General features: G+C 46.3%; 11 protein-coding genes. 1 reads left to right on the top strand and 10 read right to left on the bottom strand.

Features of this window, described 5'->3' with window-relative positions:
• Window positions 1-37: 37 nt before the first annotated feature.
• The 5 genes from DWX57_RS07830 to DWX57_RS07810 all read right to left on the bottom strand — a co-directional run bounded on the left by DWX57_RS07830 (window position 38) and on the right by DWX57_RS07810 (window position 6,290).
• Window positions 38-1,612: an ABC transporter substrate-binding protein gene (locus tag DWX57_RS07830; protein ID WP_015534629.1), complete on the bottom strand. Its 1,575-nt coding sequence runs from the start codon at window positions 1,610-1,612 to the stop codon at window positions 38-40.
• Window positions 1,613-1,638: 26 nt separating this feature from the next.
• Entirely contained in the window at window positions 1,639-2,988 is a 1,350-nt protein-coding gene (locus DWX57_RS07825; RefSeq protein ID WP_120123437.1) for an aspartate aminotransferase family protein, read from the bottom strand.
• A gap of 336 nt (window positions 2,989-3,324) precedes the next feature.
• Entirely contained in the window at window positions 3,325-4,560 is a 1,236-nt protein-coding gene (gene fabF, locus DWX57_RS07820; RefSeq protein ID WP_022216985.1) for a beta-ketoacyl-ACP synthase II, read from the bottom strand.
• Window positions 4,561-4,683: 123 nt separating this feature from the next.
• Window positions 4,684-5,934 carry a glycoside hydrolase family 3 protein gene (locus DWX57_RS07815; protein ID WP_117550190.1) on the bottom strand — a complete coding sequence of 417 codons (1,251 nt, stop codon included), beginning with the start codon at window positions 5,932-5,934 and terminating at the stop codon, window positions 4,684-4,686.
• 20 nt (window positions 5,935-5,954) lie between these two features.
• A complete protein-coding gene (locus DWX57_RS07810) occupies window positions 5,955-6,290 on the bottom strand; it encodes a cupin domain-containing protein (RefSeq protein WP_022216987.1) in 336 nt (111 codons plus the stop codon).
• 322 nt (window positions 6,291-6,612) lie between these two features.
• Between DWX57_RS07810 and DWX57_RS07805 the strand changes: the two genes are divergently transcribed.
• The gene (locus tag DWX57_RS07805; protein WP_015534624.1) at window positions 6,613-6,906 is read left to right on the top strand and encodes a helix-turn-helix domain-containing protein; all 294 of its coding nucleotides are present in this window, start codon (window positions 6,613-6,615) and stop codon (window positions 6,904-6,906) included.
• Window positions 6,907-7,008: 102 nt separating this feature from the next.
• Here DWX57_RS07805 and fabG read toward each other — a convergent pair whose 3' ends face one another.
• The 5 genes from fabG to DWX57_RS07780 all read right to left on the bottom strand — a co-directional run bounded on the left by fabG (window position 7,009) and on the right by DWX57_RS07780 (window position 14,115).
• Complete coding sequence (gene fabG, locus DWX57_RS07800; RefSeq protein ID WP_055224018.1) at window positions 7,009-7,749, bottom strand: 3-oxoacyl-[acyl-carrier-protein] reductase; 741 nt, start codon at window positions 7,747-7,749, stop codon at window positions 7,009-7,011.
• Complete coding sequence (gene fabD / locus DWX57_RS07795) at window positions 7,742-8,665, bottom strand: ACP S-malonyltransferase (RefSeq protein WP_015534623.1); 924 nt, start codon at window positions 8,663-8,665, stop codon at window positions 7,742-7,744. The genes fabG and fabD overlap by 8 nt, the downstream gene beginning before the upstream one ends.
• A gap of 576 nt (window positions 8,666-9,241) precedes the next feature.
• The gene (gene acpP / locus DWX57_RS07790) at window positions 9,242-9,475 is read right to left on the bottom strand and encodes an acyl carrier protein (RefSeq protein WP_022216990.1); all 234 of its coding nucleotides are present in this window, start codon (window positions 9,473-9,475) and stop codon (window positions 9,242-9,244) included.
• Between the two features lie 110 nt (window positions 9,476-9,585).
• On the bottom strand, window positions 9,586-11,940 hold the full coding sequence (locus tag DWX57_RS07785) for a hypothetical protein (RefSeq protein WP_120123434.1): 2,355 nt from the start codon (window positions 11,938-11,940) through the stop codon (window positions 9,586-9,588).
• A gap of 57 nt (window positions 11,941-11,997) precedes the next feature.
• Window positions 11,998-14,115: an efflux RND transporter permease subunit gene (locus tag DWX57_RS07780; RefSeq protein WP_120123537.1), complete on the bottom strand. Its 2,118-nt coding sequence runs from the start codon at window positions 14,113-14,115 to the stop codon at window positions 11,998-12,000.
• Window positions 14,116-14,211 lie beyond the last annotated feature (96 nt).

Below are 14,211 nucleotides of genomic sequence, written 5' to 3'. Positions count from 1 at the left end.
CAGCCCCTTTTTGTGAATCTAATGTATTGCTATGCGCTTACTCTTTTGTGACATTTGTGAAGATATAATCTGCACCACTTGTGTACTCAAGGCCCTTGACATTTGATCTCACTCCGAAGATAGTCATGGACTTGATGATAGGGATATCAGGCATCTCCTCTGCCAGGGCCGGAAGGTACTCGTCCTGAAGGATCTGCTTTCTCTTATCTGGGTCTGTCTCAGTTGCGAATCTGTCCATGATGTCCTGAAGCTCTGCCGTAGGCTCATAGTGGCTGATTCGACCTGCTGCATACCATGAATTCAGCTTCAGCTCAGGCTCGATACCTGATGGCTGCCATCCACAGTCGATCATGTAGCAAGGAGTTTCTTCATATAACACATCGCCCCATGATGAAGTATCAAGTGGAACGACCTTACAGTTGATACCGACAGCCTGTAAACAAGCTGCAATGTACTCGTAATATTCCTTTGTCTTAGGGTAAAAACCAACGGATGTGTAAATGTTGAGCTCTGGAAGGCCCTCGCCATTCTCATAGCCGGCTTCCTTCAGGCACTCTGCAGCCTTCTCAGGATCGTACTCGCCGACACCACCTACAGCCTTGTAGCCCCATATAGTTGAGGAGATAAAGCTGTCTGCCTTCTCTGCATATCCGCCAAATATATCATTTACGATTCCGTCATAATCGATCGCGTAGGCTATCGCCTTTCTGACGAGCTTCTCATTCATAGGCGGCATCTTGAACTTTGGAATAAGGTGCTTACACTCTGTGGTGAGGAACTTGTCAACCACGATATTGCTGTCTGACTCAAGCACAGACACCGCATCGGAATCAACACGCTCGATGACATCGGCCTCACCTGACTGCAATGCTGACAGACGTGTTGTGGCATCCGCAACGTACTTGTACTCGATCTTCTTTATCTTAGGAAGAGTTCCCCAGTAATCGTCGAACAGCTCATATGTCGCTGTATCGTTCTCAAAGCTTACCATCTTGTATGGGCCGGTTCCGTTGTATCTCTTATCCAGAGTGTTCTCAGGATCTGCAAGATCGTCAGCGGACATTATCGGAGTTGAACAAAGCATGTTGACCAGAGAGCCAAGAGGCTTTCCCGATGCTGGAGTTATGGTAAATGTATAATCGTCGATGACCTTACACTTTAACTCATCTGCCCACCATGAACCGGATACGTTCTGTGAGCTTGAATATGCCTCACATGATGCTGCGGCATCCTCTGCGGTAAAGTCTGAACCGTCGTGGAACTTTACGCCCTCACGGAGCTTGACCGTCAAGACTGTCTGACTGTCGTCATATGACCACTCAGTAGCAAGATTAGGCTGTGGCTCCTGTGTCTTCTCATCCATGACCAGTAGATGTTCCAGAGCTATGGCCTCTGCGTGAAGCATCATCGTGGAAGTGTGCTTCAGTGGGCTGAGTGATGCCTGCCAGTTCTCTGCTCCCAGGATCACCAGTGTGTCCTTGTCCGTCTTGGACTCAGAGCTTGTTGTCACTGCCTGTGTGCTCCCATCTGTACTTCCTCCAGAGCTTCCACATGCAGTCACCGTAAGTGCCAGTGCGGCTGCCAAAAGTATTGAGCAAATCTTCTTTTTCATAATTCTTCCTCCTTTTCGTGTGTTATCTATGACTCAAGCTGATGCAGACATTTATCGAGGGTTGATGCTATCCAGTCGATATCGCACTCCTGGAATGCCATAGGCGGACGAAGCTTTAAGACATTTCCATAAGGGCCTGCAACAGAAGTCAGTACATTGTTGTCTCGCAGAAGTTCGATGGCATCCAATGCCTTCTGCTGATCCGGAGTCTTCTTGCCGTCATTCTTCGCAAGCTCAAATCCAATGAACAGGCCTGCGCCTCTGACGTCTCCCACAGAATCAGGATGTCTGTCCTTTACCTCCTGCAATGCTTTCAGAAGCTTTGCACCGACCACCTTGCAATGCTCCTGCAGCTTTTCTTCTTTTATGACATTAAGCACAGCCTGTGCGGCTGCGATAGCCACTGGATTTCCTCCAAATGTATTGAAATATGGAAGTTTGTCGCTGAATGCGGCGAGTACCTCATGCTTGGCGGCAAGTCCTGATATCGGGATTCCGTTACCCATAGGCTTTCCTGTTGTCACCATGTCAGGTATGATCCCATGTCTGGCGAATCCCCAGAAAGCATCTCCCGTTCTTGCAAATCCCGGCTGCACCTCATCAGCTATGAATACACCGCCATTCTTATGTACCACATCGATGGCCGCCTTCAGGAAACCGACCGGATTCGGATGTACTCCATCTGATGAGAATATAGAATCTGCAAGGAAGCATGAGAACTTATATCCTGCTGCCTCCAGCTCATCGATCTTCTTCTGCATCTCTCCTGAGTACCACGCGGTGAACTCCTCAGGCGTACCGCCATGTCTGTAATAGTCAGGAGTGTCAATAAGTCTGACATTTGGAAGCAGTGGCTGCTCACTTCCAAGGGCTGGTGAACATCCAGATGTCAGAGCACTTGTTCCGTGGTACGCCTCCCTTGAAACTATGATTCCGGTGCCGCCCGTGTATTCCTGTGCCACTCGGAGTGCCAGGTCATTTGCCTCAGAACCGGTACACATGAACATTATCTTGTCTATCTCGTCCGGCATCATCTTCAGCAGATCCTCACTGTAATCAATGATCCTCTCATGCAGATAACGTGTGTGGGTATTTAAAAGCTTCATCTGCTCTGTAACTGCCTCGACCACAGCAGGATGGCAATGACCGATTCCTGCCACATTGTTGTACATGTCCAGATATTTATTCCCCTCTGCATCCCAGAGGTACTGTCCCTGTCCTCTCACAAGGTTGACCGGCTTTCTATAGAAAAGTCTGTATGCGCCACCCATCCATTTCTCACGGCGGTTTATCATATCCCTTGTCGTGTTACTGAGCAGTGAACTGTAGTCATCACTGTAGCTGTTAGTGTCCATAATGCTTGATTTAGTAGCCATATTCCACCTCCAAAAGATTTCCCTGTTAAAACAAAAGGGGCACAGAGATGAAACTTTACAGTTCTATCTCCGTGCCCCTTTGCACTCTAAAATCAGATACGCGCTTCTGTTTTGCTTTGTATCATAGCCACGCCATGTGGAATTGTCAACACATTTTGTGGGTTTTTCTGGTTTTCATTTGTTTTTCATGTTTTTTTGTGTTGTTTTGTGGTTTTATTAGTTTATGTCCCCCAAATATTTATTTTATTAACCTGGGGCAGCGCACAAAAAAACATCACCCCTGTGTCTGAAGTGATGTTTTCCTGTTATATGTAATTATCAGTAATCCTGCCTGTATTATGCCTCGAACTTCTTCACAAGTATACTTGCGTTGTGTCCGCCAAATCCCAGTGAGTTGCTGAGCGCATATGTAATATCCTTGTGTACACCCTCGCCCATGGTGTAGTTGAGATCCATCTCACCCTCTGTCTCGCGGAGACCAACTGTTGGATGGATGTATGAATCCTCTATGGACTTCACACATGTTATGAACTCAACTGCTCCGGCAGCTCCAAACAGATGTCCTATCATGGACTTTGTGGAATTGATGTTCACGTTGTATGCGTCATCGCCCATAGCATACTTGATGGCTCTTGTCTCAAAGAGGTCATTGTGATGGGTACTTGTTCCATGTGCGTTGATGTAGTCAACGTCAGCAGGTGTGATTCCGGCCTCCTCCATGGCAAGCTTCATGGCACGTCCTGCACCACTTCCATCCTCCTTAGGGGATGTGATGTGATATGCATCACAGGTTGAACCATATCCGACTACCTCAGCCAGGATCTGGGCACCTCTCGCCTGAGCATGCTCAAGTGACTCAAGTACAACAACTCCTGCGCCCTCTGCTATTACAAATCCACATCTGTCCTTGTCAAATGGTATGGACGCTCTCATAGGATCCTCTGCACTTGAAAGCGCTGTCATTGAGATAAATCCTGATACATTTGTCTCACAGATAGGTGACTCTGCACCACCTGCAACCATGACATCGGCCTCTCCTGCCTGTATATATCTGTAAGCCTCTCCTATAGAGTTTGTTCCTGTGGCACAGGCTGTAACTATGTCAGTACATTTGCCCTCAAGGCCAAACTGTATTGCAACATTACCCGCAGCCATGTTGGATATCATCATAGGAACCATCATTACACTGACTCTGTTCGCTTTGCCCTCTACAACCTTCTTGTGCTCCTTCTCTATGGTTGCCACACCGCCAAGTCCGTTTCCTATACATGTTCCGATCCTTGTTCTGTCTTCCTTCTCAAGGTCAAGACCTGCATCCTTGATCGCCTCGCCTGTAGCTGCTATGGCATACTGACAAAATGGCTCCATACGTCTTGCCGCCTTTGGATCCATATACTGCTTTGGATCAAAGTTCTTCACCTCAGCAGCAAGCTTGCACTTGTAATCGCTGACATCAAACTTTGTGATCTCTCCGATACCAACTGTATTCTTCTTTATATTATCCCAGAATTCTTCTACACTGTTTCCTATAGGTGTCACAGCACCCATGCCTGTTACAACTACTCTTTTCATCTCATACCTCGTATTTTTCATTCTATCTGCTGACAGTGCATTTTTGCACCCCAGATAAAAATAATTTTACCACAATGTAATATATATAACAAGGTTAAATAGTTTTGATTACTACATAGTTTGCTATTTGAGCAGTCCGCGGCTCTCCTTCAGGGTGAGTATCCTTCGGACGCTCTCGTCTATCCTGTCCTCTGACAGCTCGCCGTCCGCCACTGCCTGTTCTATGGAATTCACCGCCGACGCCATATCCTTCGGCTGCAGTATCATATCCATTCCGGCTTTTACCGACATCACTACCGCATCATCCACACTGTAATTGTCCGCTATGGATTCCATCTCAAATGAATCGGTTATGGCAACTCCTTCAAACTTCAGTTCATCCCTGAGAATACCGGTCGCTATCTTGTATGAGAGAGTGGCTGGAACCTCGTCTATATCCGGGACGATCAGATGTCCGACCATGACAAATTCTGCCCCCGCCTCTATACCCGACCTGAACGGCTGCATCTCATCCGCCATAATCTCTTCCTTTGTTCTATGCACATAGGCACTGCTATAATGTGAGTCCTCCGCCGTGTCTCCATGCCCCGGGAAATGCTTCAGGGTGCACATGACTCCTCCGTCGTTGAAGCCCTTCACTGCATTTCCAACGAGCTCTGCCGCCTGAGCGTAGTCATCACTGTATGCGCGCTCGCCGATAACCGTATTGTCTGGGTTCGACCACACGTCCGCCACCGGCGCAAAGTCGAGATTGAAGCCAAGCGCCGACATATCATTTGCTATGGTGTATGCGTTCTCATATGCCGTTTCGTCTCCGTCGTCCTTGTAATAGTACATGGAGCCTATATATGTGGTTCCGACAGTATCCATCAGGCGGTTTACCACGCCGCCCTCCTCGTCGGTCGCCACAAATAATCCTATACTGCTGTACTTCTGGGAGTTGTCGATCATCTCCTTCACCTGATCCTGACTCTCAAGGTTCTTCGCAAAGTACACGATACCGCCAACAGGATAATTCTCCAGAGCCTGTCTGGTCGCATCCCCTGCCACTGTCACGCCGTCCTCTCCCGTGAGCTCCTCCGGAGTCACAAACATCATCTGACAGACCTTTTCATGAAGCGTCATCCCAGCAAGTGTCTCATCCACCAGACTCGGCTTCTCCTCCTCGGTCACCTCCGTCGTTTCCTGGCTATCCGCGGTCTGCTCTTCTGTCGTAGTTCCGCTCTCCGTGACATCAGCAGCTACGCCTGTATTTCCATTGTCATTTTCTACGTGGTCCCCGGCTTTCCCCGCGCTGCCTCTCAGCATGAAGATTCCCCATATTCCGGCTGCCAGACACACCATTACGATCAATAACACAATTGCTTTTTTCATTGGTTTTCTCCGTGATTCAATTACAACTGGAACACAACCACCAGAAGCATCTTGAACTGCTCCTTGCCGTATACGGCATGTGGATGCTTTGCAGGCATTACTATTGACTCGCCCTCGTGGAGTTCATACTTGACACCGTCTATTGTCACCTCGCCCACACCGTCAAGGCATGTCACAAATGCATCTCCGTCAGACTCGTGTGTGCTGATCTCCTCATCCTTGTCAAATGCAAATAAGGTTATACTCATGCATACATTCTGGGCAAGTGTCTTACTTACGACCTGTCCCTCCTGATATGCCACCTGATCCTTGAGCTTAAGTACCTCTGACTGTGCGATATTCTTCATGATTCCCATGTTCGTTACCTCCTGATATATTCTGATATATTGTTCGCTTATAGTATTATTCCACTTTTTAGTATTCTAGTATGCTGAAAAATCAACGTACTAGAATTGTTGTAATGATTTATTATGACATTTGTACGAATCAAAACAACCTGGCATGCACACATTACTATCAGAGTACATCTGATCAATAACAAATGCCCAAAATATGACAAAAAAAGCCATTTTTCTATTATAAGTATAGTTTTATCTTTTGTAAACCCAATACCATTCAGCTATTATTAATTAGTGAGGGTCACTACGTTTTTTTGGATTTAAAGGAGCTCTGATTATTATGATAGGTGAACAATTAAGAACACTGCGCACCGCGAACAAGATGACACAGAAAGAGCTTGCAGGGGAGTTATCAGTGGCATTCCAGACTATAAGCAATTGGGAGAACAATTCCATCGACCCGTCTGTGAGCATGATTCTCCGCATCGCTGAATATTTCAACTGCTCCACTGATTATCTTCTCAAAGGGGATGATTCAAGTGCCAAGTATATTGATACAACCCAGTTGACAGAACATCAGCACGCACAGCTTCTTGGGCTTGCAAAGGAATTCTCCAAACTGAACAAGAAATAAAACATAACTTTATAATGTTCATATTACAGATACAGGGTATCACAACATTGTTGCGATACCCTGTTTTCTATTTGTATTATTCCAGATCGTGATCTGTATATCCTACAGGCTCATGCCACCGTCAACCTTGATGACCTGACCTGTTATGTATGATGCCTTATCTGAAGCAAGGAATGCTGCTGTCTCAGCGATGTCTGATACTTCACCAAGTCTCTTGACTGTGATATGGTCAAGCATAGCCTCCTTTGCCTTGTCTGAGAGTGCATCTGTCATGTCTGTCTTGATGAATCCAGGAGCGATGGCGTTCGCTGTGATTCCACGGCTTCCGAGCTCCTTGGCTATAGACTTGGTGATACCTATAACACCAGCCTTGGATGCTGCGTAGTTCACCTGTCCAGCATTTCCCTCTATACCTACTACGGATGACATGTTGATGATACGTCCGTACTTCTGCTTCATCATGGTTCTGTACACATGCTTGATACAGTTGAATGTACCCTTGAGGTTGATATTGATAACATCGTCGAAATCAGCCTCCTTCATTCCAAGTACAAGATTGTCTCTTGTGATTCCCGCATTGTTCACGAGAATATCTATTCTTCCATATGTAGCAACTGCGAACTTCATGAGTGCCTCAGCCTCAGCGAAATCTGCAACATTTGCCTTGAATGCAACTGCCTCTCCGCCTGCTGCCTTGACCTCCTCAACCAGGCTGTTTGCGCGCTCCTCTGAGCCGTTGAAGTTTACTACTACCTTTGCGCCGTATCCGGCAAATGTCTTTGCTATCTCACGTCCGATACCTCTTCCGGCACCTGTTACCACTGCTACCTTGTCCTTAAGCATTCAGTTCCTCCAATTTCGCTAAATCGTCTACAGTTGCAATATTTATACTCTTTACCTCTCTGTTGATCTTCTTCATGAAGCCTGTGAGAGTCTTGCCCGGGCCGACCTCGATAAATGTGTCAACACCGTCAGCTATCATGTTCTCTATTGTCTGCTGCCATCTTACTGATGAGTACACCTGTCTCTTCAGAAGCTCTTTTACCTTGGCTGCGTCTGTGATCTCCTCTGCGTCTGCATTGCAGTAGTAAGGAGCAAATCCCTCTGCAACATCCACGCCCTGAAGGAAGTCATAAAGCTTCTCTCCTGCTGGAACAAGCATCTGTGAGTGGAAAGGACCACTTACGTTGAGTGGGATAACTCTCTTGGCTCCAGCCTCTGCAAGTGCTGCTGATGCTGCCTTAACAGCCTCTGCCTCACCTGATATAACGATCTGTCCAGGACAGTTGTAGTTTGCTATCTGTACCTTGCCAGGTGTGTTCTCACATATCTCGGCAATCTTGTCAGCGTCCATTGCTATGACTGCTGCCATTCCGCCCATTCCGAGAGGTACTTCGTTCTGCATGAGGATACCTCTTCTTCTAACTGTCTTGATGCCGTCAGCGAGAGTCATGGCTCCTGCTGCAACAAGTGCGCTGTACTCACCGAGTGAGAGTCCTGCAAATACATCAGCCTTGAGACCTGCGTTCTTCAGGTGCTCATATATGGCAACCTCTGCAGCAACCATGGCCGGCTGTGTGTACTCTGTCTTGTTGATGTCATCGTTCTCCTCGAAACAGATCTTCTTAAGCTCTATATCCAGAACGTCATCTGCCTCGTCAAATACCTTCTTGCTGTCCTCAAAACTGTCATAAAAATCCTTTGCCATGCCCACATACTGTGCGCCCTGACCTGGGAATATAACTGCTGTCTTACCCATTTCTTTTTTCCTTTCTTTTAACCTTTATTTTCTATATTTATATCTATCCTGCCACTATGCAGACTTTTGAAATCACAAGTCATTTGCTATTATATGCCATGCCTCGCAAAATCGCAAGGTCAAGATGCCGCATGTGCGTTTAATGACGCAATCATCTACCGAGCAAGCTCGGAGATGATTGTGTCGCACGGCTCACGAATACTATGTGCGTTAATACCCCAGGTTGCTCCGCACTTCGTGCTCCCGCAACCTGACGCAGTACATTCACACTCCGGCCTGCCGGCCTTCGGTGTTTCATGTACCGCTTAACCGCCAAATGACACCGACATCTACCGAGCAAGCTCGGAGATGCCGGTGTCGCTTGGCGGTGTATTAACGCACAAAAAAAGCACATGCCATCAAGCCCCACGGCTCAAAGCATCTGCTGTAAATAAACTCTCATATAATATATATAACCTTGGATGGTCAGTCAGGACTCATGTCCTGGCTGGCTACCAAAGTTATGTCATGTCCGATACATGACAACTTTGAATAACAAATGTATTCAAAACAGTCCAATCTGTTCAGTTAGCAATATTACTCCTCAACACCCTTGCTCTTAAGGTAGTTAAGTACGTCCTCAAATGTAGCTACGTCATCGAGCTCCTCAGCAGGGATCTCAACATCGAACTCATCCTCAAGCTTCATAACGATCTCGTAAAGATCAAGTGAATCAACACCAAGATCATCCTTGAAGTTTGTGTCAAGCTTCATCTCGTCCTGTGAAACTCCTAACTGCTCCTCGAATATTGCCTTAACCTTATCAAACATGTTCTAATCCTCCTAAACTATAGTAAATGTTACCATTATCCTCACGGACGCTTATACTATAACCTAAGGCTACAGTAAAGTCAACACGAAGATTTTCATTGTTTTTTCGCTTATTTTTCAGCGTCAGACTTGATCGCACCTGTCTCATATATGAACTTAACTGTGCTCTTTGTACCATCGATAGTACCTGTGAAACTTGTGTAAGTTGTGTCGTCTGAGAAGAGTGCCTCTATATAATCAATGTCTGCCTGATAGTTGCCTGCAAACAGCTTTGTGATCTTCTTGATACCCTCTTCGTTGAACTGCTTCATTCCATCGCTGAGAGTCTTTGAACCTGTTACAAGCTCCTTTGCTCCGTCATCCAGAGTCTTGCTTCCGCTGTCAAGCTGTGATGCTCCATCACTGAGGGTCTTTGCTCCTGCTGCGATCTGGCCTGCACTTGAATCAAGAGTTCCTGCCGCTGTCTTTAACTGGCTGCTTCCATTTGCCAGTGTTAAGCTTCCCTGATACAGTGTGTTCATATTTGTTGATATTGTAGCTGCTCCATCGCTGAGAGTCTTTGTACCCTTCTTGAGTGCTGCTGCACCACTTGAGAGATCTCCGGTTCCCTTTGCGATTGCCTTGACACCTGCATATGCGGAATCGATTCCTGTTGAAATGCTTGAAGCACCGTCACTGATGGTCTTGAGTCCTGTTGACAACTCGCCCATCTTGGTATCCAGTGTCTCAGCACCCTGCTGTAATGCTGTTATCTGTGCTGTTGTCTCCTCTGAAGTCAAAGTAGCTGTGAGGGTCGTTCCTATCTGATCGATCGCATTGAGAGCACCCTTTGCCTTTGCAAGGCCTGTGTACTGTGCAAAATATGCATCGTATGTTCCATCGCCCTTTGCCGCATCCAGAGTAGTCTTACCTAATGCAAGTGCTCCTTCAAGCTGTGACATAGCCGCATCTATTCCGGCCTCGCTTGTTATGGAACCGCCGAGCTGGCTGTATACATTTGACTGAGCCTGGCTTACGATCTGTGATGGCATTCCTGTCAGCATGGTGATCAATGTGTTCACACCATTATTGAGCTCTGTAGCGCCCTTTGCAAGTGCCTGTGAACCTGCATATGCATTGCTTGCTCCTGATGCCAGTGAGCTTGCGCCCTTGGAAAGTCCAGGATTGCTGTCCGTTCCCTCAAAGCCTGCCTGAAGTTTATTTGCACCACTGTTCAGCTTGTCAGCTCCGCTCTTGAGTGTGCCAACGCTTGTATCGACTGTCTTTGCTCCTGTTGCCAGTGTCTTTGCACCATCGTTGAGAGCTGATGAACCATCCTTTATAGACTTGATTCCATCGTCCAGAGTTCCCATGGCTGTTGATATCTGTGAAGTACCTGCTGCAAGCTGGCTTGTGTAAGTTTCAAGTGAAGCTGCACCGTCTGCCAGTGTGTCAGCGCCCTTCTTCAGTGAGTAAGTACCATCCTTCAGAGTCTCCAGACCATTTGTGATCTTTCCTGAACCCTCCTCGAGCTGATCTGCAGAATCACCGAGCTGATCTACGCTGTCTGTGAGTGAGCTCACATCTGCCTTGTCCTTAACCTCGTCTATGGCATCCTCTGCGCTTGATCCGAGAAGGTCACTTGCTGCAACCGTCATGGTCATTGAGAGCTCGAAGTCTGTGACATCCGCTGTAACCTCAACATAATCAGGTACATCTATGTTATCAAGTGCTGTCTCTATCTTGCTGTCATTTATACCATCCTGTAAGCACTGCTTGAATCCAGGAACTGCATATCCGACTACGATCTGGTTGCTTCCCTCTGAGATGACCTTACCATTCTCAACCTGAACGTTTGAGAACTTATCTACAGGAAGGATCATTCCTGAGAGCATTACAAATGGTGAGATGACCTCTGTATTCTTGCTGTCCACTGTGACTGTCTTCTTGGTGTTGTTGGTATAATCAAATCTGATGGTGACCTTACCGCTCTTGCCTGCAAGCTCTGAAGGCTCTATCTCCTCGCCGTCCAGCTTGTATGTTACCTTTACGTCAACAGGGAGCTCCTCATTTGACTTGCCCTGATAGTAGATATCTGATCCATTTGCAGCCCATGTTATAGTGCCATCGCCGTTGTCCTTGTATTCCTCATAGCCCTTCACGTTCTGGATGTCTGTGAGGTTTGTCTTGTCGTTGAGTCCCTCTGCACCGTCTGAGTTCTTCAGCCATGTGCTGACTGTAACGTCATTTGCATTTCCATTTGCATCGGCAAGGACATATACTGTCTCTTCCTTGTCTGCGTCAGATGTGCCATCCTTGGATATCTCAGATGTAAGTGCATCCTGAAGTGTGTCTGACTCGCTCTCGGTTGTAGCCTCGGCCTTGTCTGAGGATGAGCTGTCATTTGTATCTCCGCATCCTGTTGCCAGTGATGCCATCATAACTGCTGATAATGCAACGCATATATATTTCTTCCATTTGATCATATTATTACCTCTTTTCATAGATTACAAAAGTTCCGTAGTTACATCTGTTTATAACTGCTATACCTGAGTGGCTGCAGTGTCCTCATCGCTAACCTTCGCTGATGGTCCATCCATCAGGTTCTTCCTGTATCTGAACATGATGACCTTATCGAAGAGCATCAGTGCTGATGGAAGCATCAGGATAACTGCACACATACTTATTAGTGCTCCACGAGCCATAAGTGTACACAGCGCGCTGATCATATCTATATCTGAGTAAAGACCTACGCCAAATGTTGCAGCGAAGAATGAAAGTGCACTGACAACTATGGACTGTACTGACTCCTGGCATGCTGTTGCCACGGCGTCAAACTTTCTGTATCCGTTCAGTCTGTTTCTCTTGTACTTCGTTGTCATCAGTATGGCGTAATCAACCGTCGCGCCGAGCTGGATAGTACCGATAACTATTGAAGCTATGAACGGTATCTCTGTTCCGGTGAAGCATGGGATACCCATATTGATGAATATCGCAAACTCTATGACTGCCACAAGTACGATTGGCAGTGATATTGAACCGAATACACAGAGGATGATGATGAATATCGCTCCGATGGATACTGTACTTACAGATGCGAAATCCTTATCTGTTATAGTGATAAGATCCTTTGTACAAGGAGCCTCACCAACCAGCATGTTCTTCTCGTTGTATGAATCGATGGTATTATCGATCTCTGTACACTGATTGTTAACCTCATCTGAAGCAACCTCGTACTCTGATCCGACGAGTATCAACTGCCAGTCATCGCTCTTGAGCGCCTCTGTGACATCTGAAGGTATGAAGTCGGTTGGAATACCTGATCCAATGATGCTGTCAAGTCCGAGACAGAACTTAACTCCATCGATGTTCTCGATATCTGACATCATGTTTCTTGTGTCCTTGTCACTCTGATCATTTGTGACAAGTATCATATGTGTTGAATTCATGTTGAATACCTCAGCCAGCTCTGTGTTGGCCTGAACACTCTCCAGGCTGTCTGGAAGTGATGAATCCAGCTTGTAATAAACCTTTGTATGATTGTATCCGTATATTGCAGGGATCAGGATGATCACGAACAATACAAGGAATACTTTGTAGTGCTTAGCTATGAATTTTCCTACTCCCTTGAACTCTGGAAGTATTACTCTGTGTGTTGTCTTCTCTATCGCCTTGTCAAATACAAGGATGAGTGATGGAAGTATCGTTACACATGCGATAACTCCGAGTACGACACCCTTTGCCATGACGATACCAAGGTCAAGTCCGAGGGTAAAGCTCATGAAGCACAGTGCAACGAATCCGGCAACTGTTGTTATGGAACTTCCCACAACTGATGATATTGTCTCTGCGATGGCGTGTGCCATAGCCTCTTTCTTATCCGTGTATTCCTTCTGCTGTGCCTTGTAGCTGTGCCACAGGAATATGGAGTAATCCATTGTAACTCCGAGCTGAAGTACCGCAGCCAGCGCCTTTGTTATGTATGATACCTGACCCATGAAGATATTTGATCCAAGGTTGTACACGATCGCCATTCCTATACTTGTAAGGAAGAGTACCGGGATCATGATAGAGTCCATTGTGATCGCCAGTATGATACTACTCAGGATAACCGCTATAAGTACGTATATCGGGGTCTCCTTCTCTGACAGCTTCTTGGTATCGACGACAACCGCTGACATACCGGACAGGAAGCACTGCTTGTTTGATATGCTTCTTATCTCCTCGATGGCATCCATTGTGCCGTCCGCCGATGTGGTATCATCAAATATGATGGCCATCATTGTGGCATTCTTTTCGTCATTGTTAAATGCATCATAAAGGCTTTCAGGAAGCATATCCTTTGGGACTGACAGGTCTGCAAAGCTGTCATACCATATAACCTTTGATACATGGTCTACTTTTTCAATCTTTGATTTCAGTGCGGATACATCTTTGTCTTCCATCCCCTCTACCACATACAGTGAGAAGGCTCCTGTACCGAACTGGTCAACCAGTATATCCTGACCTTTCATGGTCTCGATATCCTTCGGAAGATATGACAGAATATCGTAGTTTACCTTGGTCTTGATATAACCGTATGCCGCTGGTATGAGAAGAACTAAGCTGAGAATCAGTATTACGACCCTCGCACTTACTATCTTTTCTCCTAGTTTTAACATAGCCATAACATCTCCTTTTTCTATTCTGTGGTGGATTATACAACCTGATATTTCTTAAATAAACTACCCAAAATACGAAAACGTTTACATTTTGTT

It is taken from the genome of Coprococcus sp. AF19-8AC (assembly GCF_003603115.1).
GTDB classification, from domain to species: Bacteria; Bacillota; Clostridia; order Lachnospirales; family Lachnospiraceae; genus Coprococcus; species Coprococcus aceti.
The sequence above is the reverse complement of the archived record's forward strand: the minus strand, read 5'-3'. Positions and strand labels throughout refer to the sequence as shown.

Bases quoted from the DNA above. Each gene is read 5' to 3' on its own strand.
- fabG (WP_055224018.1), bottom strand. From the start codon at position 7,749: ATGCTTAAGGACAAGGTAGCAGTGGTAACAGGTGCCGGAAGAGGTATC.
- fabD (WP_015534623.1), bottom strand. From the start codon at position 8,665: ATGGGTAAGACAGCAGTTATATTCCCAGGTCAGGGCGCACAGTATGTG.
- DWX57_RS07780 (WP_120123537.1), bottom strand. From the start codon at position 14,115: ATGTTAAAACTAGGAGAAAAGATAGTAAGTGCGAGGGTCGTAATACTG.
- acpP (WP_022216990.1), bottom strand. From the start codon at position 9,475: ATGTTTGATAAGGTTAAGGCAATATTCGAGGAGCAGTTAGGAGTTTCA.
- fabF (WP_022216985.1), bottom strand. From the start codon at position 4,560: ATGAAAAGAGTAGTTGTAACAGGCATGGGTGCTGTGACACCTATAGGA.
- DWX57_RS07815 (WP_117550190.1), bottom strand. From the start codon at position 5,934: ATGAAAAAAGCAATTGTGTTATTGATCGTAATGGTGTGTCTGGCAGCC.
- DWX57_RS07825 (WP_120123437.1), bottom strand. From the start codon at position 2,988: ATGGCTACTAAATCAAGCATTATGGACACTAACAGCTACAGTGATGAC.
- DWX57_RS07810 (WP_022216987.1), bottom strand. From the start codon at position 6,290: ATGGGAATCATGAAGAATATCGCACAGTCAGAGGTACTTAAGCTCAAG.
- DWX57_RS07830 (WP_015534629.1), bottom strand. From the start codon at position 1,612: ATGAAAAAGAAGATTTGCTCAATACTTTTGGCAGCCGCACTGGCACTT.
- DWX57_RS07805 (WP_015534624.1), top strand. From the start codon at position 6,613: ATGATAGGTGAACAATTAAGAACACTGCGCACCGCGAACAAGATGACA.
- DWX57_RS07785 (WP_120123434.1), bottom strand. From the start codon at position 11,940: ATGATCAAATGGAAGAAATATATATGCGTTGCATTATCAGCAGTTATG.